This is a genomic window from Mesorhizobium sp. M0571 (assembly GCF_040320985.1).
GTDB lineage: Bacteria > Pseudomonadota > Alphaproteobacteria > Rhizobiales > Rhizobiaceae > Mesorhizobium.
This window is the reverse complement of record NZ_JAMYQT010000027.1, coordinates 19,489-45,020: the sequence shown is the minus strand read 5'-3', so window position 1 is coordinate 45,020 and position 25,532 is coordinate 19,489. Positions and strand designations below refer to the sequence as shown.

Below are 25,532 nucleotides of genomic sequence, written 5' to 3'. Positions count from 1 at the left end.
AATCAGAGAATCGACCATTCGCGCCCGCGGGGCGTATCCACCCATTCGGGCCAGTTATAGCCGGTCGGCGCCTGGAAGTCGGACGGCAGCAGCGGCGCCACCCATCTGGAGCCGCCAATTCCGCCGCCGGTGCGCTCGCGGAACTCGGCTTGCGCGCGCCGGAGGATGGACGGATCGGTCATCAGGTCGAGGATCGTCGTCGAGATCACCTGCGCCGCCTTGCTCCACATCGGATCGATGCAATCCGGATCGCCGTTCATCGCGTGGCGCAGCCACTCGGGATAGCGGGCGCCCGAAGCCGGCGCCTTTAGCGTCGGCCGGGCCACGTAGAGGCGCACCGTCGGCGCATGCCAGGTGTAGTCGACATAGTCGTCGGCCGCGTAGTTGAACTGCCAGGCCGGAAGCTGGCCGCGGAAAGCCGCCTCGGCTTCGGCGGGCGGCGTGAGACGGGTCATGTTATCGATGAACGGTTCCGGCATCGCTTCATGGCCGAGATGCCGCTGGCCTTGCCTTGCGAACTCCTTGGCCTTCTCGCTCCACTGCGGCGCCCCCACGCGTTCGAAATTGCGGAACGTCGCCTCGGCCAGCGCATGGTTGGGCAATCCGGCGCGTGTCTTGGTGATCCAGGCCGAGCTTACCGAGCAGTGGGTCATGGCCGCTACATGCGCCGCGTTGCGATCGAGCACCGTGAAGGCGGCAGCGCACATTTCGAGGGTCGGCGCACGCATCGAATACTGGATCTGCGAATAGGCCGGAGCGAGATTGTCGGCGGCGGCCTGACCGGCGACAGGGATGAATTCATTCAGCGTCCAGGTGCCCGTGTGCGGCAGCATGGATTCCTTCATCAGCTTGGAATTGGTGTACATCAGGCAGACGGCGTCGATGGCGCCGGGAGCCCGCGCGGTGGCGTGCGCATGCGCGACGCTGCCGCCATGGCCCTCATTCTGCCAGGTCTCCGGCGCCTCGCATTCGAAGGTGTAGATCTTGCTCCAATAGGGTGCGCTGGTCGTGTCCCAGAAGACGCCGTTGGTCAGGGCGTTGAAGGAATGCGGGTGGAACGAGATAGCGGCATCGAGCCCGTCATAATAGCCGTGCGCCGCATGGACCGGCTTGGAGCCGCACATCTTTTCCGCCGGCTCGCCAAAGAATACGAGGGTGCCGGCCACGCCATGCGCTTCCATCGCATGCTTGGCGGCAAGGAAACCGGCGAATGAACCCAGGCCGAGGGCCGAGTGCGGGTCGGTGTGTCCCGCGGCGTGCTTTGTCGTGCCCGGGCGCGGCGCGCGGTAGGGCGCCGCCACCTGGGACTGACCCGGCACCGCATCATACTCCGCATAGCCCGCCACAACAGGCCCGCGCCCCTCGCCCGCCGGGTTCGTCCACCGCGCGCAGAAGGCGGTGGGCATTCCGGCCGAGCCCTGCTCCACGTCGAAGCCTTCCGCGCGCAGCCGGTCGACATACCATTGCGACGACCGGTACTCCCGCCACGAAGGTTCGTGGAAAGACCAGATCGTCTGGTGATCGCGCGACAGCGCCGCATGGGAGGATGCGAGAAAAGCGAGCGCCGATTTTTGGGGAATGGAGAGAGGTTCGACAGACATTGTGCACCGTGTTCAGCGCCGCGCTAATGTCGCGCGGCATAGCAATCCCCGACGCCGGAAGCGGAACATCCGGCGTTAGGCAAAACTGTCTTTTCAAGGGTGCAGGCGGAGCGGGGCTCGAACCTGACAGCTTGAAGCTATGCCAAGAGCCGGCGTCTCGCAATAGAAATTTTGGAGTTAAATCTAAAAATGGAGCAAGCTGCTAATTTTTTGCCTGTGTCAGGGACGTTGTGACGCCCGACAGGACGAGCCGCAAATGCGGCAGCCCGATTTCACGCATGGTTTCCACCTGCATCGCCGGCGACGTGACAAGCTTGGCGAGCGCCGCATTGCCGATCCCGATCAGGATGTCGCATAGCACCGAAATATCCACATCAGCGCGAATCCGCCCCTTCCTCTGATAGTCCGCGAGGATCGCTGAATACTGGCGTCGTATGATGAGGTCGAGCCGACGCGCCGTGCGGTGCGCGACGCCGTCCGTGTCCACAAATTGCGCTGACATCACCACCCGCCAGCATTCCGGAGTCAGATGACGCACGGCCTGATCCGCCAGCAGTTTCTCGAACTCTATGATGCCTTCCATCGGATCGTCCGGGATGTTGGCGATGAATTCGCGTCGCTCCGGCACCGCCGCCCGGATGTGGCGGAGCGCGATCTCCATCAGCAGGTTCGGCTTGTTCTTGAAATAATTGTAGACGGTGGCCGAGGCGACGGACGCCAGTTCGGCTATTTCCTCGATCTTGGTCTCTTCATAGCCCTGGTCGCGGAAAAGCGCGTCCGCCGCATCGAGCACCTGCTCTGTGCGTTTGATCTTGTGCTTTTCCCAAAGACCCTTTGCCATCTGCCGCCCTCCGTGAATCAAATCGTTCCATCCTTAAACCACGTTCGAGGGGCAATTATCTACCCTCAACTCAAATAATAGAGTTGACACTAAATTTACAGCGGGCAATATCAAGAGCGCCTAAACAACGCTTTTCAAACCCGTGAAGGCAGGCATGCTCAAGCTGATCGACAACCCTCCGGCATGGCCGAACGGAGCGCGCTGCGCCGTCTGCTTCGCCTTCGATTTCGATGCCGAAAGCCTGCTGCACCTCTATTATCCGGAGGATTCGCGCCGCCGCATCACGCTCTCGTCCACCTTGCGCTACGGTGCCAACGTCGCAGTGCCCCGATTGGTCCGGATATGGCAGCATTTCGGTATTCGCCAGACCGTGTATGTGCCGGGATGGTGCATCGAGACCTATCCGCGCGCCGTGGAAGCGCTGGTCGAAGCCGGACACGAGATCGGCCATCACGGCTGGCTGCATGAACGCGTCAACAGCCTGACGCCGTCCGACGAAGCCAAGGTCCTGCGGGCAGGCATCAAGGCGATCGAAGCCGTGACCGGCAAGCGTCCGGCCGGCTATCGCTGCCCCTCGGGCGCGTTCTCGCCGGATACACTCAATTTGCTCCTGGACGAAGGCTTTTCCTACGACGCTTCGCTTTCGGGAGACGACGTGCCCTACCTGATCGAAAGCGACCGCGGAGCCATGATCGAATTGCCGTCGGACCACGCGCTGGACGACTGGCCGCAATATATGAACAGCCGCGATTTCAACCATTTGTTGCCGATCCAGTCTCCGGAACAGGCGATGAAGGTTTTTCGCGCCGAGTTCGATGCCGCCTGGGAAAATGGCGGCCTGTGGTCGTCGGTCTGGCATCCTTTCGTATCGGGCCGCCCGGCGCGGGCGCAGGCCATGGTGGACCTATTGGAATACATGGTTGCGAAGGGCGGCGTCTGGTTTGCCACCATGGAAGAGATAGCGGCCCATAGCCGCGGCCTCATCGACCGGGGCGAGTGGTCGCCACGTCGCGAGCGCCTGCCGTTTTGGGAAAAGCCCGTGCCGCAGATCGCGCGTCCGGTCTTGTGACGCACGAAACTGTCAGCCGGTGCGGGTGCCGGCGCAACAGAGAGACAAGCCTCCCGCGTCGTTCAGAAAAAAGGGGAACCTATGCTGAAACATCTAATCGGACTCTCCGCCGTCATGCTGCTCTCGACGGCGGCAGGCTGGGCGCAGCAACTGCCGGAGCGCATCGCCCAGGCCGGCATCATCAAAGTCGGCATCGAGCGGGATCATCCCCCGATGGAATACGTCGATCCGGCATCGGGCGAGCTGGTCGGTTTTGACGTCGATCTGATAAACGCCATCGCCAAGGAGCTTGGCGTGAAGCTCGAATATGTCCATTCCCGCTTCGAGGGATTGACGCCCAACCTGCAATCGAAGCGCATCGACCTGATCATCAGCGGCATGTACGACACGCCTGCGAGGCGCGAAAACTTCGATTTTGTCGACTATCTCAATGCCGGCGCCGTGTTCTTCACACTGGACAAGAATACCGATATCCAGAAGCCACTTGACCTGTGCGGCAAGGTGGTGACGGCAAACCGCGGAACCTCGTATCCGGGCTCGGTCGAAAAATGGAGCACCGAGAACTGCATCCCTGCCGGCCTGCCGGCAATCCAGGTGATCACCGACACGGATATGGCGTCGGAATTCCTGTATCTCAATCAGGGACGGGCCGTTGGGTCGGTGCAGGGAACCGAGGCAATCCCGACGGTCCTAGCCAGCAAGGAAGGCCCCTTTCGCACGCTCAGCGGACCCTTTACCAATGTGAAGCTGGGTATCGGTTTTCGCAAGGAAGACCCGGAATTGCGCGACGCGGTGTTGGCGGCTGCCGAAAAGGTGTTCACCGGCGGCAAATATGCCGAGCTGATCGCGAAATGGAAGCTGGGCGCCAGCGCTATCGAAAAGCCCACGCTGAACGCAGGAGCGGCGCCGTAAGGCGCCTCCATCCCCGTGGTGCCAGGAAAGGGGCTTGCCTTGGAAAGTGTCGACATATCCGCGCTTCCGCACGCGCGACCTCATCACTATGGGCGCTGGTTCGGAGCGACGCTTCTTGTCGTCGCTCTGGGCTACATCGTATGGGCCTTCGCGGTCGGCAACATCGATTGGGCGACCGTCGGCGACTACATCTTCCATCCACGCGTGCTGCATGGTGTGGCGATGACCATCGTGCTGTCGGTGATTTCCATGGCGCTCGGTGTCCTGATCGGCACGGCTACGGCTATCGGGCGCACGTCGCACAATCCGGTCATCTCGATGGCCGCGGCTTTCTATACATGGCTGTTCCGGGGAGCGCCGATCCTCCTGCAGCTTCTCATCTGGTACAATCTCGCGTTGATCTTCCCGGTGATCGGAATCCCCGGCCTCTGGCAGGCTCCGACGGTGACGGTGATGACACCGTTCGTCGCGGCGCTGATCGCCTTCAGCCTGCACGAAGGCGCGTATACGTCGGAAGTGATCCGTTCGGGTCTCCTGTCGATAGATGCCGGTCAGCACGAAGCGGCAAAGTCGATCGGCATGGGCTACGCGCTGACGTTTCGCCGCATCGTGCTTCCGCAGGCGCTGCGCGTGGTTATACCGCCGCTCGGCAACGAATTCATCGGCCTCCTGAAAATGAGCGCGCTGGCCAGCGTGGTGGGTTTCCTGGAACTGACCGGCACGGCGCAGGACATCTACTACGTCAACACCAAGATCATGGAGATGCTGTTCGTCGCTACGATCTGGTATCTGGTGATCGTCTCCTTCTTCTCGATCCTGCAGATGTGGATCGAAGGGCGCGTGTCGCGGGGCTTCGTCAACGGAGGCAAACACTGATGGGCGTCGGCGAGCAACTTCCGATCGTGTGCGCGCGAGGCGTCGGCAAGCGATTTCAATCCTTCCATGCCCTCAGCGACGTGAACATGGACGTTCTGCCCGGCGAGGTCGTCTGCATCGTCGGCCCGTCGGGCTCGGGAAAGACGACATTCCTGCGCTGCATCAACCAGCTCGAGCGCATCGACGCAGGCTGCCTCTATCTCGACAACGAGTTGGTCGGCTACCGCGTGGAGGCCGGGGTCGTCCACAGGCTGAGCGAGCGAGAGATTGCCCGCCAGCGCCGCGCCACGGGCATGGTGTTCCAGCGTTTCAATCTGTTCCCCCACATGACCGCGCTGGAAAACGTGATCGAAGGGCCGGTGCAAGTCCTGGGCCATCCCAGGGCCCAGGCCATCGCCGAGGCCGAAGCTCTCCTGTCGCGGGTCGGCCTGGCGGCAAAGGCCGGGAGCTATCCCGCGCAGCTTTCCGGGGGACAGCAGCAGCGCGTGGCGATTGCCCGCGCGCTTGCGATGAAGCCGAAGCTGATGCTCTTCGACGAGCCGACTTCGGCGCTCGATGCGGAACTGGTCGGCGAAGTGCTGGCGGTCATGCGCAACCTGGCGAGCAGCGGGATGACGATGGTGATCGTCACCCACGAGTTGAACTTCGCCCGCGAGGTCGCCGACAAGCTGATCTTCATGGTCGAAGGCAAGGTCGTCGAAACCGGCACGCCGCGGCAAGTTCTGGACAATCCGGCTGAGCCCCGCACCCGCGCCTTCCTCTCCGCCGTCCTTTCGGGCAAGGCCGAGGCTGCGTAGCGACAGCGGCCGGAACGGTATCTCAGACGGTTCAAGAACAGGTATCCAATGAAGCTGGAGATAAATCCTCAACGTCTCCTCGCGGAGCTGCGAGAACTCGCGAGCTTCGGCGCCTATCGCACCGGCGTCCATCGCCCGACATTCTCGCCGCAGGATATGGCAGCCCGTCGCTGGATCATGGGCCGAATGAAGGCGGCCGGCCTCGATCCCCAAATGGATGGCACCGGGAACATTCTGGGCACGGCGGCAGGGCAGCGCCGCAGGCTGCTGGTCGGTTCGCATTCGGACTCTCAGAATTACGCCGGCTGGCTCGATGGTGCGATGGGCGTGGTCTATGCTATTGAAATTGCACGCGCCGTTGCAGAAAGCGGCCGATCCGACATCGCGGTGGAACCGGTGGACTGGGCCGACGAAGAAGCGCATTTCGCGAGCTTCCTCGGCAGCCGTTCGGCAATTGGAGAGGTTTCGGAGGAGGAGATCGATACGGCCCGCTGCGCTACGACCGGAAAGCCGCTGCGCCAAGCACTGACGGACGCCGGCCTTGGCGGACGCGAGCGGCTCAGGATCGAACCGGGGAGATATCTCGGCTATCTGGAAGCGCATATCGAGCAAGGCGATTATCTCGACGCCCACGGTCTCGCCGTTGGCGTCGTCACCACCATCGTTGGCATATGGCAATATCGGCTCACTTTCCGCGGCCAGCGCAATCATGCGGGTACGACGCGGATGGCGGTCCGCAAGGATGCCGGTGCGGCCCTGGTGGCGTTGATCCATCGCGTCGAGGAACGCTTTCGCGTGCTGGCCGGTGAGCGCACGGTGTGGACAGTCGGCAAAATGCGGCTCGAGCCCGGCCAAGTCAGCATCATTCCCGATCTCGCCGAGATGATGCTGCAATTGCGCGACGCCGATCCGGAGGTGCTTCGGCGCATGGATGTGGCGCTGCGCGACCTCGTGGACGAAACCAACGCCGCGGGCCCGTGCTCGGCCGATATGGAATTGGTGAGCCGCTCGGCTCCGCATGCCATGAGCGCCGCATTCAAGGAGGCTCTGGAAAGCGCGGCCGACGAGGTTGCGCCGGGCCGCGCCATCCGGATGCCAAGCGGCGCCGGCCACGACGCCCAGATCCTCGCGCAGGTGATGCCGGCCGGCATGCTGTTCGTGCCTTCCATCGGCGGGATCAGCCATCACTGGGACGAGAACACCCGGGACGAGGATCTCGTGCTCGGGTGCCGCGCGCTTGCAAGCGCCTGCGCCAGGCTTTTGACGAAAGCAGCATCATGACAATGTTCGCGACCTGGATCGTGCAAATGCTTGCCGCCAACGGCGTGGACACCGTGTTCGGAATTCCAGGCGTACATACGGTAGAGCTGTATAGAGGTCTCGCCGGGAGCAGCATACGACACGTGACCGCCCGACACGAGCAAGGCGCGGGTTTCATGGCCGACGGCTATGCGCGAGTAAGCGGTCGCCCCGGCGTCTGCTTCATCATCACCGGCCCCGGGCTGACCAACATCGCGACGGCCATGGGGCAGGCCTATGGCGATTCCATCCCGATGCTGGTGATCTCGACGGTCAACCCGGCTGGATCGATGGGGTCGGGCGCAGGCCATCTGCATGAATTGCCGGATCAGCGGCAGCTCATGACGCAGGTTTCTGCGTTCAGCCACACCGTACTGACCATCGACGAATTCCCCACGGTACTGGCCCGTGCCTTCGCGATATTTGCATCGGCTCGCCCGCGGCCGGTTCATATCGAGATCCCGGTCGACCTGCTGTCGGTCGACGCCTCGCGCCTGGGCCCGGCGCGCACACTGCCTGTACCGGATCGCCCGGCGGCCGCCGAGTCCGGTCTGGCGGCGGCAGCGAAGGAGTGCGCGCAGGCCTCGCGGCCATTGATCATTGTAGGCGGCGGCGCGACAGCAGCCGCCGATGCCATCTTGACGTTGGCGGAACGTCTCGATGCGCCCGTGCTGATGACGACCAACGCGCGCGGCATCCTGGCTCAGGATCATCCGCTGGCGCTGCCGATCTGGCCGGGAGGTGACGTCGGCGCATCGGTGATGGCCGCGGCCGATCTGATCCTCGCCATCGGCACTGAACTCGGGCCGACCGATTTCGAGGACCGCCTGGCCAATCACCGTGAGCTGACCGGTCGTCTAGTGCGTTGCGACATCGATCCCGAACAGACAGTGCGGGGACGCTTGCCCGACCTTGCGGTGGTTGCCGACGCCCGCGATTTTGCCGAGCGCCTGGCGGAACGCATCGAGGGGCGGAAAGCCGGAGACGGCGCGCTTCGAACGGCAAGGGCACGGGCGGCCGTCAGCAACAGCCTGCTGCGAAAGCAGCGCGCTTGCCTCAATTTGCTGGACCTGTTGCGCGATAGCGCGACCAATGCGGTGATTGTGGGAGACTCCACCCAGCCGGCCTATGCGGGCTGCCTCGCCTTCGGTGCATCCGCTCCATCACAATTCTTTTCCTCCGCGACCGGCTATGGCACGCTGGGCTATGCTCTTCCGGCCGCAGTCGGCGCGCGGCTCGGTCGACAGACGGACGGACCGGTGTTTGCGCTGGTAGGCGACGGCGGCCTCCAGTTTTCCCTCGCGGAAATGGGGACGGCCGTCGAGGCTCAAGCCGACATCGTCATGGTCCTCTGGAACAATCGGGGTTACGGAGAGATCAAATCCTACATGGAAGGCGCGGCGATCACGCCGCTCGGCGTGGATATCCACACCCCCGACTTTCGTTTGCTCGCCGGGGGTTACGGTTGGGCGCATATGACAGCCGATGATCCTGCGGCGCTGGCGGCAGCTGTGACGGCCGCCCTCGCCTCACGCCGGCCGACAGTGATCGAGATCGATGAAGCAACCTACGTTGCGGCGTTCGACCGCCCCACGCGCCAGATCGACGAAACCGCACAGGCCAGCGGTTGACAGCAGAAGAGCGTTTGGGCATCTTTTCCCTTAAAAGAATACTGTCCTTTATAAAGAACGTGGTTGCTTCGTTGCCCGACCCGTGCAGCGCCATCCAGACTTCGCGCAACACCGAACTTAGGGCTCCAATTTGAATGCCCCTGAAACCTGCTCCTGGAGTGAAGATGACCATCGAAAGACGCCACACCAATCAGCGAATGAGTCAGATCGTCGAGTTTCCCCTCTCGGGGAGAATGGTGGTCCTGGCCGGGCAGGTTTCGTCGAATCCCGATCTCGATCTGGCCGGCCAAACCAGCAATATCCTCGACAGGATCGATGCCTTGCTGAGCGAGGCGGGAACGGACAAATCCGCCATCACTCATGCCTATGTCTGGCTTGCCCACGTCACGGATTTCGACGCCATGAATGCAGTGTGGGATGCCTGGATAGCGCCGGGCCACGCGCCTGCCCGCGCCTGCGTGGAAGCTCGGCTGGCCGATCCGCGGTTGCGCATCGAGATCCAGGTCTTCGCCGTAAAATCCTGATCCGGCGCGTGGCGCCAGCCCGGCACCGAATTCGCTGTGTTTAGCGCCTGTGCTGGTGCGCGGCGATCGGATAGACACGGGCGTTCCCTGCCGTTCAAGAGAATGCCCTGAAAATGTCCGAGCGCCTCATCGCCAGATCCTCCACTCCGCTTCTGGCGGCCGCCGGCATTTCTCTCACCGCATTTTTTCTGATGACCGTGCAGGACGCTCTGGCAGTGGTCAGCCGCGTTCCGGGATGGACCATCCTCATGGTGCGCAGCCTGACGGTCGTCGCGGCGATCATGATCTTCAGCCGCCGAAGCGCCACTTCCGGCGTCCTGCGAAGCCACAGCAAGGCTGAACTCACCTCGCGAAGCATGATCATCCTCGCCGCATGGCTCTGCTTCTACCTCGCTGCCGAGACGCTCGCCTTTGGGCAACTCATCACCCTCTACTTTGTCGCGCCGGTCTTCGTGGCGCTCATGTCGGGACCGTTCCTGCGCGAGCCGCTCGCCCCGGCACAGTGGCTGCCGGTCGGCCTCGGCTTGGCGGGCGTGATGATCGCCAGCGATGTGCCGACGCTGAACGTCACGATCCCGGTTCTGCTGGCGCTTGCGGCCGCGATGCTTTGGAGCGTTTCCCTTGTCATGCTGAGACGCATGGCCGCGAAGGACAGCCCGTTGGTGCAGGTGTTCTACACCAATCTCGTATTCGCCGCCGCGACCCCGCCGATCCTCGCCTGGCTGCCTTACCCGGCGGATGCAAGGGATACATATCTCATGATCCTCTCGGGCGTCCTTGGCGGACTGGGCCAATATGCGCTCTATTCCGCGGCAAAACGCGCGCCAGCGCACCTCGTGGCAACATTGGCATATACGGCGCTGGTTTTCGCCTTCCTGGTCGGCTTCGTCGCATTCTCGGAAGTCCCATCACTGTCCGTGATCCTCGGCGCGGCCATCATCCTTGTCTCGGGCGTGCTGATGGTCGCGCTCGAGCGCCGGCGGGTGGGTTTGCCCGTCGTGAAACTATGATCGGCGTGATATCAAATCAGGATAGGTCGACGCTGCTCTACGAAGAGCAACATCAGTGCTACCAGCTTACGTCGCCGCCGTTCGGCGAAATGCTCTGGCCGACCATGAAGCTCGCCTCGTCCGAAGCAAGGTAGACGTAAGCGGGCGCGATCTCATCGGGTTCGGCAACGCGTCGAATGGGAAGCTGCTCCGTCTTCCACCGCCTCCAATCGGCATCGCTGGCCCGCCATGTCGCGGTATCAGTTGGGCCTGGGCAGACGCAGTTGACGGTTATCCCGTGGGCGGCAACCTCCTGCGCGACGGCGACGCTCAGTCCCACCACCGCGGCTTTGGTGGCGCTGTAGACGGCAGCACCGGCCGCCGGCTTGTGCGCAAGTTGCGAGGCCGTGTTGATGATGCGGCCGTAGCGCTGTTTCAGCATCGGCGGCAGTGCCTGTCGCATGCCGAAGGCGACGCCCCGCAGATTGACGTCGATCAGCCTCTGCCAATCCGTCCAGTCCAGCGTGAGGAAATCGCCCGCCGGCTGGCCGATGCCGGCATTGTTGACCAATATGTCGATGCGGCCGTGGCGGTCGATGGTCTGTCTCACCGCCGCCGACACATCGGCTTCGACAGTCACGTCGCATTGGAGCGAAAAAGCTTCGGCGCCGGTCGCCACGATCGCGGCGACAGCTTCTTCCCTGTGTTGATCCTCACCGCAATCGGCTATCGCGACGCGCGCCCCTTCCTTGCCGAAGGCAAGAGCGACGGCTCGCCCAATTCCGATGCCGGCCCCGATGACCAGGGCGCTGCGACCGCTTAGTCGTTGCATTCACGAGCTCCGCAATAATGCGCTAGGTGAGAGATTCTTCACGTCCGCGCACGAGTTGCGACAGGGCCACGGCGATAACCAGGGCGCCGCCGTAGAAGAGATCCTGAACGAAGGTATCGATCCCGAGGATTGAAAGTCCGGTGATGCCGGTGACGAGAAGATAGACGGCGATCACCGATCCCATCGGGTTGAAGCGCCCGGGGGAAATCGAGGTCGCGCCCAGATAGGCCGCGGCGAAAGCCGGCAACATCAGCTGCGTACCGGAATTGGGATCAGCCGAGCCGGAGGTTCCGGCATAAAGCACACCAGCTATGGCGGCGAAGACACCGGAAGCGAGAAAGCAGATCAGGCGCATACGCGTGACGGGGATGCCGGACAGGCGAGCCACGTCCCTACCGCGACCGACGAAGAGCGCCTTGCGGCCCAGGGAAGTGAACTCGAAGACGTAAAGCAGGAGCAGCGCGAGGGCGAGCGCGTAATAAAACGCCAGGGGAATGCCCAGAAAGCGGGTCAGGATGACGGCGTTGACAAGGCTCCAGTCGATGCCGCCAATCGTGCGCGAGTTGCTGATCCACAAGGTGATCCCATGCAGGAACGTGCCGGTTCCAAGGGTCACGATCAGCGAATGGATGCGGAAATACAGCGTGAAGAACGCATTGAGCAGGCCGGTGAGCAAACCGGCGGCCAATGCGACCGCGATCGCCCAGCCGATCGGCCAGCCGTGGCCGACATTGAGGACGGCAATCACCATCGACGAGAGCGTCAGGACCTGCGCGACGGAAAGATCGATGTCCCCCGCCGTCAAGGGAATGATCAGGCCAAGGGTCAGGATCACCAGAACGGCCTGCGAGCCGAATATCGTCGAGAAGTTCGGCCAGGTCAGGAACGCATCCGGGGAAATGATGCCGAAGATAGCGATGATGACAAGCCAGGCGATGAGCAGAGCGAACCGCTCCAGCTCCGTCAGAAAACCGCGGCGCCAATTGCGCTGGACCCCGCTCATATTCGATTTGCTGGTGGCGGCTGGGGTTGCTTCTGTCATGGGGAATTCTCTTTGAGAAGGACAGGTTCGCCTGCGAGGACACCGCTCAGGCTGTCGAGACACCGCTCGGTAATCGCGGCCTTGGTCACTTCGCGACCCGACAGGCTCGTCGCGACGCGGCCGTGACTGAAGATGAGCACGCGGTCACAGATCATCTCCAGCTGTTCATGATCGGAACTGGCGCAGATGATGGCGGCGCCGCGTTCGGCAGCAGCACGAATGAAGCCATAGACCTGATGGCGCGCTCCGACGTCGACGCCTTGCGTCGGCTCGTCCAGCAGGATCACGCGCGGCTCGGTCTGAAGCCATTTGGCGAGCACGACCTTCTGTTGGTTGCCGCCCGAGAGATCACGTATCAACCGGCTCGGATCAGGCGGGCGAACATCGAAATTCCGCACAAGATCGGCGGCGTGGCGAACGATCTTGCGCGCCGTCACGAAATAAGCCGGCAGGGACCGGCCGAATGCCGGCACCGCCAGATTTTCAGCCACGGTCAAGCCTTCGACGATGGCGGCTCGTTGCCGGTCGGCTGGAACCAGCACCATGCCGTGGCCTATGGCCCGAGCGGGCGTCATCGCCGCCAGCGGCAAGGCAAGATCGCCAAGCCGCAGATCGCCTGCCGTCGCAGGCATGGCACCAAAGAGGTGGTATGGGATCCTGTCGTAGCCAGAGCCTATGAGGCCGGTCAGGCCAAGCACTTCGCCTGCCCCGACAGCGATATCCAAAGGCGGCAGGCTTTCGCTGGCAAGGCCCTTCACGACAAGCGCCTCGGCGCCGCCTCGATACACCGGGGACAGACGCTCCATCGCCAGATCGCGGCCGACGATCGCGGCGATGAATTCGGCTTTCGAGGCCTGCGCGGTGGTGAGGCTCGCCGCGATGCTGCCATTGCGCAGCACCGTGGCGCGGTCGGTCAGTTCCTTGACCTCGTCGACGTCGTGCGAAACGAAGATGACGCTCGTGCCTCGCTGCGCCAACGTTCTTATCAATGAAAATAGATGATCGACATCGTCGCGCGACAGGAATGGCGTGGGTTCGTCAAGGATCAGCAATCCACCGTCGCGGCCGGATGTTTCTGCGATTTCCTGGAACGCGCGCACGATCGCAACGAGGGCACGCTCGACGGGCGCGAGGTTGGCGACGGGCATTTCGGGGTCGATGGCGAGACCATAGTCGGCGAAAATCTTTCGAGCCTCGCGATGCGCCTGCCGCCACCGGATCATCGGATTGGCTGTGCGGACCAGACGTCGCGCCAGCAGGTTTTCCGTGACCGAGAGCGACGGCACCAGACCGAGCGCCTGGTGGACGACTGATATGCCGTACCGGTTGAACTCGCCGGGAGGCAGCGGCAGCGGCAGTTCGCGTCCGCCAAGCGTCACGCGGCCGCCGTCCGGCGCGTAGACGCCGGAAAGCATTTTGATCAGTGTGGACTTGCCCGATCCGTTATGGCCGAGCAGACCGTGGATCTCTCCATGGTTCACGGTCAGCGTGACGTCGTTCACGACCTTGGCGCCACCGAAGGACTTGGTCAGCCCCTCGATGACCAGATTGGCGACGCTTGCGTCAGTCGCCATCCGCGACATCATTCCAGGCCCCAGAGCTTGCGGTAGCCGGCGACATAGGCGTCGCCGTAACCGGTGGAGATCTGGGGAGGCGTGCCGGCCGTGCTGGCGTTCGATGCATCGAATATATAGAGCGGCACCTTCGGATCCTTCACCGACGGCAAGCCGCAAAGCATCCTCATCTCGGCGTCGACGATCGCATGCGCCACCCAGTCGATGCTTTCGCCGATATCCATCTCGACGCTGCCTTGCTGAACAAGCTGCAGCACATAGGGGCTGCCGTTGAAAGTCGCAATTTTGACCCGGTCCGCGGACTGGGTGAGTTCGACGGCAGGAACCACGAACTGCGCCATGCCATCATAGATCGGCAGGATGTAGTTTATCGAGGAATCGCGCAGCAGCGCCGCCTGCACCGTCGACTGCATGCGGGTTGCCCAGTCGGTGACCGGCACGTTGAGGTACTGGACCTTGCATTCCTCGCACTTGTCCATGATCTCCTTGATGCCGTTCTTGAGCGAATTGGCGGAGAAGGAATCCTCGGCGACGATGGCGAGCACATTCGCCTTGCCCTTGGTCTTGAGAACCGCCCATTGGGCCATCAGGCGCCCAGCCTGAGTGTAATCGATCTGTACGTTCTGGAAGGGCGCCGGGGCGGGAGTGTCGAAGCCGGACGCATGCGCGGCCACGATCTTGACCCCCGCCTGATCCGCCTGCGTTGCCTGCGGAACGAGAACGCGCGGGTCCGACATCAGCACATCGACAAGATCGTAGCGCTGCGTGATCGCCTGGTTGATACCCTGGATCCATTGCGAGGGCTGGCCCTGCGTCTGGTAGTGGTCGTACTGAAAACCGATCTCCTTTGCGATCTCCGTCATGCGGTTCGCCACCGCGCCGGTGAACTCGACCGCGCTTGAGAAGGGTACGACCATCGCCTTCTTGCCGCTCATGCAGGCCTTGGCATCGAACGCCTCGCCGGGCGCAGCGAAGACCGGCAATTTCTGATGCTCGGTGATGCTGGCCTGAATGGCGTCCAGGTCGGTTGCCGCGGCTGGGGCGATCGCTGCAAGGCCGAAAGCGGTTGTGAGGCCGGCAAGGCCGGCAATGTATTTGATCATGGTATGCATCCCTCTCTGGATGATCCGCCTTCGGCGGATTTGTTGTGATTGCGAGCCTGCTCAATACCAAAGGCCCGGATTCTGCCCGTCAGCGGTTGAGCAGTTCGCAGTTTCTTGCGCAGGTTAGGATCGTGACGCCGGACATTTCACGCAACCGAATTGATTTGAAGCGGAATCTTCATGTTTTCTGATGTGAGCCACTCAGCATAGGAACGAATGCCGCTCGCCAGATCGATGGCGGGCCGCCAGCCCAGATCGCGCGCCGCCGCATCGAGCTCGTAAGGACCTTGCGGATCCGAAAGCGGGTCCTCGGCGGCGCCAACGGCAATCGGTGGGCCGGACACGATCTCCCGGACGAGATCGGCAAGCGCGCTCAGCACAATGCCCTGATCGGCTGCGATCGTGTAGGCAGGCGCGCCCAAGGACGGTGCATGAACGGCGGCGCTCAACGCGGCGGCAACGTCGTCGACATGAACATAATGGTAGCGCTGGCCGCGGCCGAAAGGCAGCGTCAACGGCTCCTTTTTCAGCCCGGCCAGGATCATGTCACGGATGGCGCATGCCGTTGGACGCCCAGGGCCGTAGACCGCCGCGATACGCATGCTGACGCCAGAAATATCGTATTGCCGACAGTAGGCCTCGAGGAGCGCTTCGCCCGCGATCTTGCTGGCCGCATAGACCGAGGACGGATGCAGGGCACGCTCCTCGCTCACGGGAAGATCCGTGGGTGTACGGCCGTAGACACTTGCCGAGGACGCGAAGACGAAACGCGGAACCGATCGTTTCCGGGCAAATTCCAGCAGATTCGCAGTGCTTAGGATATTCGTCCAGGCGACCAGGTCGGGCTCGTCGCGGTAGAGCGAAGGGCCTGAGATGGCGCCGCAGTGGATGATCGCGGCGAAGTCGTGCGACGACGCCACGCTCCACAAACGCTGCCGATCGCAAAGATCGCAGGCGACGACCTTCCTATCCGGATCCGGTGACATATCGAGACCGACAACCTCGCAGCCGCTCAGCGCCAGAACCTCTGCCGTTCTGGAGCCGACAAACCCGCCGGCGCCGGTTATCAGGACCGCGCGAGCCATTGCCGTTACCGGAGCCGCGGCGGGTGCGTGGCCCGCCAATGTTCGGCGATGTCGATGCGCCTCGTTACCCAGACGTCGTCGGCGGCCGCAACGTGGTCGAGGAAACGCTCCAGGTCTGCGGCCCGACCGGGCCGCCCGACGATACGTGTGTGGAGGCCGATGCTCATCATCCTTGGCGCGACCTGCGCCTCCCGCCGCAAGAAATCGAAAGCCTGGATCAGGTAGGCGGAAAAGCTCGGCGACTGATAGCCGTAGGTGTTGACATAACGTCCGTCATTGTTGTCGAGGGTATAAGGGACGACGAGATGGTCCTGGCCGCCGACGTCGACCCAATAAGGCAGGTCGTCGGAAAATGAATCGGCGTCGTAGACGAAACCGCCGGATTGGACGATCAATTTGCGCGTGTTGATGCTCATGCGGCCCGTGTACCAGCCCGTCGGCCGCGAGCCCGTGACTTCGGTATGGATGCGGATGGCTTCGGCGACCTGCGCGGCCTCCTGCTCTTCCGGCATCTCCGCGTATTGGATCCAGCGCAAGCCGTGCGAAGCGATTTCGAAATTCGCCTCTTTCATTGCAGCGACCGCTTCAGGATTTTTTTGCAGCGAAGTTGCGATGCCGAAGATGGTCACGGGCAGCTTGCGCTCGGTGAAGAGCCGGTACAGGCGCCACCAGCCGACACGGCTGCCATATTCGTACTGGGATTCGACATTGATGTTGCGGATATTGGCGAAGGCGACAGTGGGCTCCTCTGTGAGAAAAGCCTCGCTCTGGCGATCGCCGTGCAGGATCGAATGCTCGCCTCCCTCCTCGTAATTGATGACGAATTGCACCGCGAGCATCTTGCCGCCGGGCCACTTCGGGTCCGGCGGATTGCGGCCATAGCCGGCCAGGTCGCGCGGGTAGGTCACGGGGCTAGCTCCTCTTCAATAGGCAAGCGCGTGCAGGCTGGCGGCAAGCACGCGAATTCCGGCAACAATATCCTCCAGCGAGGAAAACTCCTCCGGCGTATGGCTGCGTCCGTCCTTGGAGCGGACGAATATCATCGCAACCTTGGCGATGGCGGCCATCTGCTGTGAATCATGACCCGCGCCGCTCGCCATCATAAGGAACGGCACGCCTTGCTCGGCGGCGGCGCGCTGCAAGGTGGCGACGATCCCGGGATCCGAGGGCGAAGGTTCATGGTCGATCATGACCCGCCAGTCGACGTTGAGACCTCTACGGCCGGCAACCTCGCGCATCAGCCCTTCATGCATTTCGTACAGCCGCCTGCGTGCCGCCGCATCGGGATGGCGGGCATCGATCGTGAACGCCACCTTGGCCGGAATAATGCCGGGGAAATTCGGCTCGACCAGCACGCGGCCGACGGTCGTGACGGCCGGCCGGCCCAGGCGATGCGCCGTGTTGATGAGGCCGGAAGCGATTTCGGCGAAGCCAGCCAGTGGATCATGGCGTATGTCCATCGGGAAGGCGCCGGCATGGTTCTGCACCCCGGCGAGTTCGGCGCTGTAATGGCGGATTCCGGTGATCGCATCGACCACGGCGACCGGGAGCCCCGCCTGTTCGAGGATCGGGCCTTGCTCGATGTGAAGTTCGAGGAAACTGTCGATGTCATTGCGCCGCGCCTCGGGAATGCGCTCGGGATCGAGCCCAACCGAGCGCATCGCTTCGGCGATCGTCTCGCCCGAAAAGCCGATCACCCGCTCCGGGTCGCCTGGAGCGATCCTGCCGGCCACTGCCCGAGAGCCCCAATAATTTGCATTCGGAAAGCGGCTCGATTCCTCTTCACAGAAGGCGACCGCTTCCAAGGTGCGCCTCGGCTTCCCGAACTGCTGCTTCAGGGCTTTGACCGCGATCAGGGCCGCCACGGCGCCAAGGGCCCCGTCGTAACGGCCGCCAGGCGTTTGGGAATCGATGTGCGAGCCGGAGACGACCGCCTTGTCAGCGGTCGACCCGCGAAGCCGCCCCCAGACGTTTCCGACGGTATCGCGGTGCACCTCAAGTCCGGCTTCCTGACAACTCCGGGCGTAGTAGTCAGTCGCCCCCACCCACTCGGGAGAATAGACGGTGCGGGAAACACCGCTTTCACCCACGGCACCATAAGAAGCGAGTTCGAAAATAATCTTCTCAACAAACGACGGATCTATCTCGATGACGGTGGCTGAATTGGGCACTGTTCCTCACTTATAGTCGACACTTGAGTTGGTTGGCCGAGCTCCGGGGGCACAACTGTCGCGGCTAGGAATGAATGTCACGCGCGGCATGCCAGGAAAATCGAATTATTCCGGTGGAGACGCATCAGAAAATCTGAAGTAAAAAGAATCGACGTGGAGAGCGGATTTGAACCACCGGCAGATCGAGACCTTCTACTGGGCGGCCCGTCTCGGCAGCTTTGCCCAAGCCGCACTCAGACTGAATGCGACACAGTCGGCGGTTTCGATGCGGATACAGGAGTTGGAAGCGCGTATTGGCGTTCCTCTGTTCGACCGCTCCCAGCGCACGGCTCGGCTGACATCACAGGGCGCATTGTTGATGCCTTATGCCGAAGAGATCCTGCTTGCCTCGGATCGTTTCATCCATGCCGTGACGGAAAAGGAGGAAATCGTCGGATATGTTAAGCTTGGGGTTGCGGAAATTGTGGCTCTTACCTGGCTGCCCACGCTCATACGCTTTGTGCGACAGACTTATCCTCGTCTGCAGCTCGAAGTTGAGGTGAGCTTGTCGCATCTCATCGAGGAGAAGCTCTACGCCGGTACGCTCGACGTCGCGTTTGCAGCCTGCGAAATGCCACAGTCACGCTTCGCTTCAAAGCCGATCGAGATGATCCAATTTGCCTGGATGTGCAGTCCCGAACTGCCAGCCGTCCCCGAGGTGCTGACGCCTCAGGGGTTGAGCGAACTTCCGGTCATTGCAACGTCGCGTGAATGGCAGTTTCGAGGATCGACGCTGATTTGGCTGACCACGAATGATGTCCATTTTCGCAATTTGACGATCTGCAATACGTTTCGCACAGCAGCAAGCCTTGCAATCGCCGGCCTTGGTCTCGCTTACCTTCCCGAGCAATTCTACCGAGGAGAGGTGGAATCTGGGCGCCTGCGGCGCCTTCGTTCCGACCCGGAGCCGTCGCCATTGCAGATCTATGTGGTACGGCCGCTCACTGGCACCACCCCAATTCATCTGTTGCTCGAGAAAGCAGCAGAGGCCGTGCTTGACGACCAGACGAATACCGGCGTGAATTTCGAAACTCCAGCACATTAGCAACCGAAACTCGCTGATCAATCAAATCGCTGGTGTAGGACTGGCGCGAGATGGCGCATTTCGCCGTGGCGGAAGGCCTTGGACGGGCACTCCGTCGCTTGGTTTAAGGTGTGAGATGTAGACTACTTGCAAGGGTCACCAAACGGTGAGTGAGTTCTAACCAAAGAGCATTATCGGCCTCACCAATATTTGGAAAATTTCCCCCTTTGATCCCGTTGATCACCGGCAATGTCGGATCTCATTCAAAGGAAGTCAGGCATCAACGGGCAGCATGAGGCGCAAGGCGAAGTTACAATGCTAGCATGAGCGTCCGCTGTTGGGTTCTGATCTCGGTAGCAGCAATGTCCGACTTTGAGGCGCATTGCTGCCATCCAGCCTGATCATTCTGTGACGAATGCGTCGTTTCGATAGACCACCGCGCGAGGACGCTAGATCGGCCCTTGATCAACGCTCGTAATCGTTATCGTTTGAGCGCTGTGTCTTGCGGTCCTGCTCCTCTGCCTGATGAGCCTTCTGTTTGTTGGCGTCCTTCTGCTTGGCTCTCACCTTCTCCTGCTGGGTGCCTGTGCGCGGCTGCTCTGGCTGGCGGGGATCGTCCCGAGTTGGCAGGTCTAGCCCTCGCGCCTCGCGCTCGGGGATCGGCTCGCCACCGCCACCACCACGACGCTGCTGTTGCCGCTCGAATTGCAGCCGCGCGAGACGGTCATGCATCTTATCGTTCACCTCTTCACGATACTGTTCGAACTGTCCTTGATGCGCCGGCGGCAGCGTCTCGCGCATGTTGTCCAGAGCCTGATTGACGCGGGCCATCTGACGCCGCATTTCCAAGGGGGTTTGCGCCATGTTCAAATCTCCTATCAGTGCATTCAATTCTCTCATACCAGGATGGGACAGGAATGAGTTCTGCCCCGATTGATCAGCTCCGCGATCCGCGGCAGGACCTGGTTGCCCCTCCCTTGTCCGATCGCGACGGAACTGCAGAAAATTGTTGCCGATCGACTCCGCTGCAGCGAGAGCCTGACCGACTACGCCCGCGGTCCGCATCGTCGTCACAGTCTTTTGCCATGCGGCAGCAATTGCATCGCCGTTCACGACAAGGGCTTGCCCATCCAGACGGCGTTGCCGCTTGGCCTCCACTCGCTCGATCGTCCTGGCGCTGACCTGGTAGCGCGGATCGCTCTGGGCGCGGCTGTAGGCTCCGGCATGCTCCTTCGTGAATGGACGCGTCATCGCATGGTCCATGCGCCGCGTCGCCACCATCGCAATGCCGTTCTCGCGTGCTTTTTCCGCAAAGGTCTCGCGCCAGGCTGCGAGATCAGGCTTGTAGAATTTCAGGCGCTCGCCATCGGCTGACCGTGCCTGCACCATCGCATGGATATGGACGTGCTTGGTGTCCTTGTGATGCGCCAAGACGAACTTGTATCCTGGCGCGCGCTCCTCGAGTACAGCGCGCGCCGCAGCCATGACGGCGTTGGCATCGGTGCCAGCTCTTGCCGAGAACAGCAGGTGATAGGCATTGCGGCGCTCACGCCCTGAAAACTGCGGCCGCCATTGCTCATAGACCGAAGCCGCAGCCTTCGTGGAATTCTTCACCCCGGGCACAGGCTCGCCATTTGCGTGGCGGACTTGGCTGTGGGTGCGGATGAACTTCTGCAGGAAATATTTCGCTTTGGGTTCACGGCTCACGGCCGCCGTTACTTCTGCCTTGGCGACCACCCCCGCCGCGCCCATGCCTTCAGACAAGCGCGCCTCGATCTTGTCGAGCGCCTTGCTGCGCGAATTCTCCCGACCGCCGGCCAGGACTCGCGCAAGCGGCCCTGCCCGCTCATCGGTGTGTGCGTAAACCTGCACCGCCTGACCATCCTGTGCGTAGATGAACGGCTTTGCACCGAAGGCCTTTTTCAGCGCCTCGCTCAAGGCGGCATCGGTGACCTGGCCGGCGAGCTCGAAACGAACCTCGATAAAATTGGTATTTTCCAATGGCGGGTCGAATGTCTCGCAAAACGTTTCCAGGAACGCCTTTCGTGCGCCGCCTGTCGCCAGGACCTGCCCGTCCTCGTCGAAAATCTCGATGTCGTGTTTCTCGCCTTTTTCGTCGTCGCGCTTGCCGATGTAATTGAGCAGCCGGGCGGCGGCTTCCCTGGTCGACGGCGGATTGGGCATGACCTTGAACACGGCAGGCTGCGCACCCGCCGCATAGCCTGCCCGTGCCGCCACGGCCCGCGCCTGATAGCCCGCCCTCGCCGCTCGCTCTGTACCGCCAGAGCGGCCAGCACCGCGACCGCCGCCGCCGCCGCGCCGCTTCCAGTCTTCCTCCTCCTCTTCCGGCCGGAAACCGGCGAGCGTGGCGCCATAGACCATGATCGGCGCGCTAGCGGCCTTGGGCGAGCTCGCAGCAGCAGTGGACTTCGGTGCCCTGTTGGACATGGAGCTCCCCGCCAGTCCTGTCCCTTCCGCCGACGAACGAGGGGCGTTCCTGCCGCCACCTAGCGTCGAGCCGGCTTGTCCTTGCCCGAGGCGTCCGCCGCCACCGGTCCGCTCATAACTCTTCATCGCCTGGAATTCACCGGCCTCGCGTCGGGCGCCCGTCACGGACTTGTCGTCGTCCAGGTCCTCACGCTTCACGCCGGACTCGCCTCGAAGATAGCGTTCGATTTCGGCCGCGTAGCCAGCAAGACGACCGCTCATGGCTTGGCCTCCCTCGCCTTGCGGGGATCAACGGTCATCGCCTTCAGTTCCTCGCGAAACTGCCGCACCAGGTTGCCCACGGCGACCAGCGCCTGTTCAAGATCCTCATCGTGGGCAACGCGGCCGTCATTCATGGCGCGCACGGCCTGATTGAAATTGACGCCGACGCGCCGCAGCTGGTCGGTCATGTCCACGATCGCCGGCCGCAACGCCTCTGATGCGATAGGCAGATGCCCGGCCTCTGCCCGCGCGAGACGCCGGACGACCTCGCTGACGGTTACGCGGTCCCGCTCCGAAATGGCTTTGAGGTTAGCCAGCTCGTCAGCCGAAAACCGGATGTGCGTCACCTCGCCATAGCGTCGTGACGCGCTCTTGACCGCTGCTTTCTGGGCGTCTGCATCCATCTCTCAAGCCCGCTTGCGGGCGCTAAGGCCCGCCAGGGCCGTGCCGCCTATTTTGTGTGTATCACAAAATAGGCTATCCTGCCAATAGGAGCCAGGGGAATGGAAAATACGGGCGCACGTCTTCTCACCCAACGCAGTTGCCCAACGGCGCGGTCCGACAACTGCAACTTCGAAGATGTCTCCATCGCGATTTGCTTTGATGTCTCCATGATGCGTTGAAGACTTGTTTCCATGTTAACATGGAAACATCAGGGCGATCCGCACTCCGGTCAGCCTGCCAGACCCCTTCCTCACTGATAGCAGCTCTGCAATGTCTGCACCCCGAGCGGGGCTTATCGGGGCGCGCCCGGGTTGCCAAACCGGTTCGCCCCGTTGACTATGTCACCATGTTTTGACCGTGATATTATCCATGTGTCCATGATGACTTGTTTCCATGTTAACATGGAAACAAGGAGCCTACGCCGGAAGGAGGCCCCCATGATCATCTCCGCTGCGATCCCCAAGGGCGGCACTGGCAAATCGACGATGCTGCGCACCCTCGCATCCGTCGCGCTGCATCGGGGCTATTCGGTCACTCTTATCGACGGCGACCGGCGGCAGAACATGAACCGCTGGTTCCAGATGCTGTGTGAGGCTGGCAATTGTCCCGACAGGCTCCAGCTGGTGAGCGCGATGACCCCGCAGGAAATCCTTGACGCCGCAGCCATTCACAACGGTGAGCGCTCCGTCGTCTTGATCGATACGGAAGGCACCACAAATGACAACCTCATGGCCGGGCTCTTCGCAGCCGATATTGTCGTCGTGCCGGTCTATTTTGCCCTCGACGATGTGACCGCCGCCATCCAGATCACGGACCACTACATCCCGCTGGCGGTCGAGAGCCGTGGTAGACCGCTGCCTGCGATATTCGTGCTGACCAAGCAGACCATCATCGATGGCAGGGCGCGAGCCCTGACCGAACTGCGCGCCATCATCCAGGCCAACGGCACGCCGATTGCAGAACACGTCCTGCACAATCGCGTTGCCTACCGCGACCTTCAGACCGGGCAAACCCTTTACAGCCCCGCGGTGCCCGATGCGAAGGCGGTTGCCGAGAGCGAAGGGGTCTTCGACGACCTTCTGCAAACCTTCATCGAAGCCACAAGGAACGCGGCATGAGCGAAGAACCCGCACCGAAACCCGGTGACGACAAGAAAGCCCGCATGATGAAGGCGATTTCCACGCAGCCGCCGGCATTGCCGAGCATGTTCATTTCATCCCCGAAAAATGAGGGGCAGAAGCTGGAGCCAAATGCCGGATCGGCCATGCCGCAGACGCTCGAGCCGGCATCGGGTGCAACGCCTGACTTTCGCAAGCTGCTGCGGCAGGGTCAGAAAAAGGATCCCGTCGCCGGAAAGAAGATTCGCGAGGAGGAGATGATCCGCTGCGGTTACTACCTGACGGCTGCGGAGCAGCGCCAGTTCAAGTTACTGGCGATCAGCAACGGGCACAGCATGACCGAACTGCTGCGAAAGGCTGTGCAGGATTATATCCGCATTCATAAGCATAAACTGCCAAAGGAATAATCGGCGGTATGGAGTCGCTGTCGCATGCTGTGACGGGTGATGTTCGTGGCTCTTTGCGACGCGCAAAAAAAGGGCCCGCGACGGAGTTTTCCGTCGCGGGCCCTGAGATGTGTTTGCCTACTCGGGTTGGTTGAGGTGTTTCAGCAGTTCACCGAGGATTCCGGCCCGTTTCGAACGATCGCCGGCTGCCGCTTTGTCCTCGACCAGCTTTGCAGCCATTTCGGGCGGCAGCGGCATGAAGTCGTAGCCGTGCGCAGTCGCGGCGTGGCGAAGATATCCAAGCGTTTCGAACGCGCGATCGTGGGTGCCAAGCCAAAGACGGGGCTCGTCGGTTTCTTCGTGCGGGAACGCTTGCAGGAAGTAGGTGCGAAGCGGTGGATCGTAGCCGATGACAGCGTCTGGATCCGAGCGGACCTGTCCGGGGACGGTGCCAGTGACAGTGATGGTGTAGCGGCTCATTGCAACCTCCTTTGCCGGTGGGGAAGCCGGCCCCTTGCGGGGCCGGCCACCGATGCCTCACTGGGGGTTGTTCCAGAGGATGACCTTCTTGTTTTCCTCGCCACCCGGGGCGGGAGCGAGATTGCCGAAGATGACGCCGATCTCGGGGGCTTCGAGCTTGACCGAGAGGTATTCCTCTCCCGAACGCTGGGAGATGCGGTGCCAGCCGGCTCCGATCTCGAAGCCCGTTCGCTTGTTGACGATCCGGTAGTCGGGTGCGTCCTCGCGCGACTTGTTGGTGTTCGGGATGAGGGTGATCGGGGCATTGACCCGGAGCGTGGCAAAGACGCCTTCCATCGAGCCGTCGGCCTTGGTGGTGAGGTTTGCGATCGTGGTGGCCATGGTAGTTCTCCTTCGGTTGCATCGGGACCATTCCCGATGGCGCCAAAGGAGAGGGCCGTCCTGCTGCGGTCATCTCGGCGAAAATTCTGGAAAATTCTATTTGCCGAAAAATAGCGGGCAGGCCCTTCGCCTGCCCGCAGACAAAAACAGAAATCGAATTTTCCAGAATATTCGCCGAGAGTACCCCCAACGGGGGTTGACCGCACAAAGCAGGCGGTCGTCTACAAAGGCGACATGAAACGGGAATGGCCCCGGATGCGGCAGATGGACAAGAACTCAGGCCGCCATCGCTTGACCGCCGACGCAACGCTGCCGGATCGCAGGAACAGGCTGCAGCCTCTCGGGTCATGTCGCCTGCGTCGTCAATACCTCGAACAGCAGCATGACGCGTGAACCGCCTTGCGCGTTCGGTATGGCGGCACAGCGGTTTCGAGATCGAAGCCGACTGGCAGCGAACTTCACGCCCCCCGGGGGATGATACCGCGCAGCCAGGTTGGATGACCAAGCAAGCCAGGATGTTCGGCACGCTTGCACCCGCTTCAGATGCGAGACGGGTCAAGATGATCATAGTGCACAACGCCCCGTGGCTCTGCGCGTGTGCCGGT

Annotated in this window: 24 protein-coding genes; 11 read left to right on the top strand and 13 right to left on the bottom strand. The window is 62.1% G+C overall.

Annotated features, from left to right (window positions below; translation table 11 throughout):
• Positions 1–2 precede the first annotated feature (2 nt).
• Both NKI85_RS26080 and NKI85_RS26075 read right to left on the bottom strand, forming a co-directional pair.
• Positions 3–1,601, bottom strand: coding sequence for a zinc-binding metallopeptidase family protein (locus NKI85_RS26080; RefSeq protein WP_352528256.1), 1,599 nt, complete (start codon positions 1,599–1,601; stop codon positions 3–5).
• 202 nt (positions 1,602–1,803) lie between these two features.
• Positions 1,804–2,442, bottom strand: a complete 639-nt coding sequence (locus NKI85_RS26075) for a TetR/AcrR family transcriptional regulator (RefSeq protein WP_352778755.1) — start codon at positions 2,440–2,442, stop codon at positions 1,804–1,806.
• Positions 2,443–2,596: 154 nt separating this feature from the next.
• Between NKI85_RS26075 and NKI85_RS26070 the strand changes: the two genes are divergently transcribed.
• From NKI85_RS26070 to NKI85_RS26035, 8 genes are all read left to right on the top strand, one after another.
• A complete protein-coding gene (locus tag NKI85_RS26070) occupies positions 2,597–3,511 on the top strand; it encodes a polysaccharide deacetylase family protein (RefSeq protein WP_352528260.1) in 915 nt (304 codons plus the stop codon).
• A gap of 81 nt (positions 3,512–3,592) precedes the next feature.
• Complete coding sequence (locus NKI85_RS26065) at positions 3,593–4,423, top strand: ABC transporter substrate-binding protein (RefSeq protein WP_352528262.1); 831 nt, start codon at positions 3,593–3,595, stop codon at positions 4,421–4,423.
• Positions 4,424–4,462: 39 nt separating this feature from the next.
• Positions 4,463–5,299: an amino acid ABC transporter permease gene (locus NKI85_RS26060; RefSeq protein ID WP_352528264.1), complete on the top strand. Its 837-nt coding sequence runs from the start codon at positions 4,463–4,465 to the stop codon at positions 5,297–5,299.
• Positions 5,299–6,096: an amino acid ABC transporter ATP-binding protein gene (locus NKI85_RS26055; RefSeq protein ID WP_352528266.1), complete on the top strand. Its 798-nt coding sequence runs from the start codon at positions 5,299–5,301 to the stop codon at positions 6,094–6,096. The genes NKI85_RS26060 and NKI85_RS26055 overlap by 1 nt, the downstream gene beginning before the upstream one ends.
• 48 nt (positions 6,097–6,144) lie before the next feature.
• Positions 6,145–7,377 carry a hydantoinase/carbamoylase family amidase gene (locus tag NKI85_RS26050; protein ID WP_352528267.1) on the top strand — a complete coding sequence of 411 codons (1,233 nt, stop codon included), beginning with the start codon at positions 6,145–6,147 and terminating at the stop codon, positions 7,375–7,377.
• A complete protein-coding gene (locus NKI85_RS26045) occupies positions 7,374–9,026 on the top strand; it encodes a 5-guanidino-2-oxopentanoate decarboxylase (RefSeq protein ID WP_352528269.1) in 1,653 nt (550 codons plus the stop codon). The genes NKI85_RS26050 and NKI85_RS26045 overlap by 4 nt, the downstream gene beginning before the upstream one ends.
• A gap of 164 nt (positions 9,027–9,190) precedes the next feature.
• Positions 9,191–9,550 (top strand): RidA family protein, encoded by a 360-nt coding sequence (locus tag NKI85_RS26040; protein ID WP_352528271.1) that lies wholly within the window; start codon positions 9,191–9,193, stop codon positions 9,548–9,550.
• Positions 9,551–9,663: 113 nt separating this feature from the next.
• Positions 9,664–10,560 (top strand): DMT family transporter, encoded by an 897-nt coding sequence (locus tag NKI85_RS26035; RefSeq protein ID WP_352528273.1) that lies wholly within the window; start codon positions 9,664–9,666, stop codon positions 10,558–10,560.
• A gap of 58 nt (positions 10,561–10,618) precedes the next feature.
• Here the strand turns inward: NKI85_RS26035 and NKI85_RS26030 are convergent, their stop codons facing one another.
• From NKI85_RS26030 to NKI85_RS26000, 7 genes are all read right to left on the bottom strand, one after another.
• A complete protein-coding gene (locus NKI85_RS26030) occupies positions 10,619–11,371 on the bottom strand; it encodes an SDR family NAD(P)-dependent oxidoreductase (RefSeq protein WP_352528275.1) in 753 nt (250 codons plus the stop codon).
• A gap of 22 nt (positions 11,372–11,393) precedes the next feature.
• Positions 11,394–12,413, bottom strand: coding sequence for an ABC transporter permease (locus tag NKI85_RS26025; RefSeq protein WP_352528277.1), 1,020 nt, complete (start codon positions 12,411–12,413; stop codon positions 11,394–11,396).
• A complete protein-coding gene (locus NKI85_RS26020) occupies positions 12,410–13,987 on the bottom strand; it encodes a sugar ABC transporter ATP-binding protein (RefSeq protein ID WP_352528279.1) in 1,578 nt (525 codons plus the stop codon). The genes NKI85_RS26025 and NKI85_RS26020 overlap by 4 nt, the downstream gene beginning before the upstream one ends.
• Before the next feature lie 8 nt (positions 13,988–13,995).
• A complete protein-coding gene (locus NKI85_RS26015; protein ID WP_352528281.1) occupies positions 13,996–15,090 on the bottom strand; it encodes a sugar ABC transporter substrate-binding protein in 1,095 nt (364 codons plus the stop codon).
• 146 nt (positions 15,091–15,236) lie between these two features.
• Positions 15,237–16,175: an NAD-dependent epimerase/dehydratase family protein gene (locus NKI85_RS26010; RefSeq protein ID WP_352528283.1), complete on the bottom strand. Its 939-nt coding sequence runs from the start codon at positions 16,173–16,175 to the stop codon at positions 15,237–15,239.
• 5 nt (positions 16,176–16,180) lie between these two features.
• Complete coding sequence (puuE, locus tag NKI85_RS26005) at positions 16,181–17,083, bottom strand: allantoinase PuuE (RefSeq protein WP_352528285.1); 903 nt, start codon at positions 17,081–17,083, stop codon at positions 16,181–16,183.
• Positions 17,084–17,098: 15 nt separating this feature from the next.
• A complete protein-coding gene (locus tag NKI85_RS26000) occupies positions 17,099–18,346 on the bottom strand; it encodes a hydantoinase/carbamoylase family amidase (RefSeq protein WP_352528287.1) in 1,248 nt (415 codons plus the stop codon).
• Positions 18,347–18,512: 166 nt separating this feature from the next.
• Here NKI85_RS26000 and NKI85_RS25995 point away from each other — a divergent pair, with 166 nt between their 5' ends.
• Positions 18,513–19,430: a LysR family transcriptional regulator gene (locus NKI85_RS25995; RefSeq protein ID WP_352528289.1), complete on the top strand. Its 918-nt coding sequence runs from the start codon at positions 18,513–18,515 to the stop codon at positions 19,428–19,430.
• Positions 19,431–19,874: 444 nt separating this feature from the next.
• Here the strand turns inward: NKI85_RS25995 and NKI85_RS25990 are convergent, their stop codons facing one another.
• Both NKI85_RS25990 and NKI85_RS25985 read right to left on the bottom strand, forming a co-directional pair.
• Positions 19,875–21,605: a relaxase/mobilization nuclease domain-containing protein gene (locus NKI85_RS25990; protein WP_352778748.1), complete on the bottom strand. Its 1,731-nt coding sequence runs from the start codon at positions 21,603–21,605 to the stop codon at positions 19,875–19,877.
• A 509-nt stretch (positions 21,606–22,114) separates the two neighbouring features.
• Entirely contained in the window at positions 22,115–22,522 is a 408-nt protein-coding gene (locus NKI85_RS25985; RefSeq protein ID WP_352528293.1) for a hypothetical protein, read from the bottom strand.
• A gap of 477 nt (positions 22,523–22,999) precedes the next feature.
• Here NKI85_RS25985 and NKI85_RS25980 point away from each other — a divergent pair, with 477 nt between their 5' ends.
• Positions 23,000–23,680 (top strand): nucleotide-binding protein, encoded by a 681-nt coding sequence (locus NKI85_RS25980; protein WP_352528296.1) that lies wholly within the window; start codon positions 23,000–23,002, stop codon positions 23,678–23,680.
• A complete protein-coding gene (locus tag NKI85_RS25975; protein WP_352528298.1) occupies positions 23,677–24,087 on the top strand; it encodes a hypothetical protein in 411 nt (136 codons plus the stop codon). The genes NKI85_RS25980 and NKI85_RS25975 overlap by 4 nt, the downstream gene beginning before the upstream one ends.
• Positions 24,088–24,204: 117 nt before the next feature.
• On the opposite strand, the gene NKI85_RS25970 is transcribed toward NKI85_RS25975, so the two are convergent.
• Both NKI85_RS25970 and NKI85_RS25965 read right to left on the bottom strand, forming a co-directional pair.
• Complete coding sequence (locus NKI85_RS25970; protein WP_352528300.1) at positions 24,205–24,546, bottom strand: hypothetical protein; 342 nt, start codon at positions 24,544–24,546, stop codon at positions 24,205–24,207.
• Between the two features lie 57 nt (positions 24,547–24,603).
• Positions 24,604–24,927 (bottom strand): DUF736 domain-containing protein, encoded by a 324-nt coding sequence (locus NKI85_RS25965; RefSeq protein WP_006205585.1) that lies wholly within the window; start codon positions 24,925–24,927, stop codon positions 24,604–24,606.
• Positions 24,928–25,532: the final 605 nt, after the last annotated feature.

Excerpts from the sequence above, each read along its gene's own strand:
- NKI85_RS26025 (WP_352528277.1), bottom strand. The coding sequence starts at position 12,413 with ATGACAGAAGCAACCCCAGCCGCCACCAGCAAATCGAATATGAGCGGG.
- NKI85_RS26015 (WP_352528281.1), bottom strand. The coding sequence starts at position 15,090 with ATGATCAAATACATTGCCGGCCTTGCCGGCCTCACAACCGCTTTCGGC.
- NKI85_RS26080 (WP_352528256.1), bottom strand. The coding sequence starts at position 1,601 with ATGTCTGTCGAACCTCTCTCCATTCCCCAAAAATCGGCGCTCGCTTTT.
- NKI85_RS26070 (WP_352528260.1), top strand. The coding sequence starts at position 2,597 with ATGCTCAAGCTGATCGACAACCCTCCGGCATGGCCGAACGGAGCGCGC.
- NKI85_RS26055 (WP_352528266.1), top strand. The coding sequence starts at position 5,299 with ATGGGCGTCGGCGAGCAACTTCCGATCGTGTGCGCGCGAGGCGTCGGC.
- NKI85_RS26010 (WP_352528283.1), bottom strand. The coding sequence starts at position 16,175 with ATGGCTCGCGCGGTCCTGATAACCGGCGCCGGCGGGTTTGTCGGCTCC.
- NKI85_RS26050 (WP_352528267.1), top strand. The coding sequence starts at position 6,145 with ATGAAGCTGGAGATAAATCCTCAACGTCTCCTCGCGGAGCTGCGAGAA.
- NKI85_RS26030 (WP_352528275.1), bottom strand. The coding sequence starts at position 11,371 with ATGCAACGACTAAGCGGTCGCAGCGCCCTGGTCATCGGGGCCGGCATC.
- NKI85_RS26045 (WP_352528269.1), top strand. The coding sequence starts at position 7,374 with ATGACAATGTTCGCGACCTGGATCGTGCAAATGCTTGCCGCCAACGGC.
- NKI85_RS26075 (WP_352778755.1), bottom strand. The coding sequence starts at position 2,442 with ATGGCAAAGGGTCTTTGGGAAAAGCACAAGATCAAACGCACAGAGCAG.
- NKI85_RS25970 (WP_352528300.1), bottom strand. The coding sequence starts at position 24,546 with ATGAGCCGCTACACCATCACTGTCACTGGCACCGTCCCCGGACAGGTC.
- NKI85_RS25975 (WP_352528298.1), top strand. The coding sequence starts at position 23,677 with ATGAGCGAAGAACCCGCACCGAAACCCGGTGACGACAAGAAAGCCCGC.
- NKI85_RS26065 (WP_352528262.1), top strand. The coding sequence starts at position 3,593 with ATGCTGAAACATCTAATCGGACTCTCCGCCGTCATGCTGCTCTCGACG.
- NKI85_RS25965 (WP_006205585.1), bottom strand. The coding sequence starts at position 24,927 with ATGGCCACCACGATCGCAAACCTCACCACCAAGGCCGACGGCTCGATG.
- NKI85_RS25985 (WP_352528293.1), bottom strand. The coding sequence starts at position 22,522 with ATGGATGCAGACGCCCAGAAAGCAGCGGTCAAGAGCGCGTCACGACGC.
- NKI85_RS26020 (WP_352528279.1), bottom strand. The coding sequence starts at position 13,987 with ATGGCGACTGACGCAAGCGTCGCCAATCTGGTCATCGAGGGGCTGACC.
- NKI85_RS25980 (WP_352528296.1), top strand. The coding sequence starts at position 23,000 with ATGATCATCTCCGCTGCGATCCCCAAGGGCGGCACTGGCAAATCGACG.
- NKI85_RS26035 (WP_352528273.1), top strand. The coding sequence starts at position 9,664 with ATGTCCGAGCGCCTCATCGCCAGATCCTCCACTCCGCTTCTGGCGGCC.
- NKI85_RS26040 (WP_352528271.1), top strand. The coding sequence starts at position 9,191 with ATGACCATCGAAAGACGCCACACCAATCAGCGAATGAGTCAGATCGTC.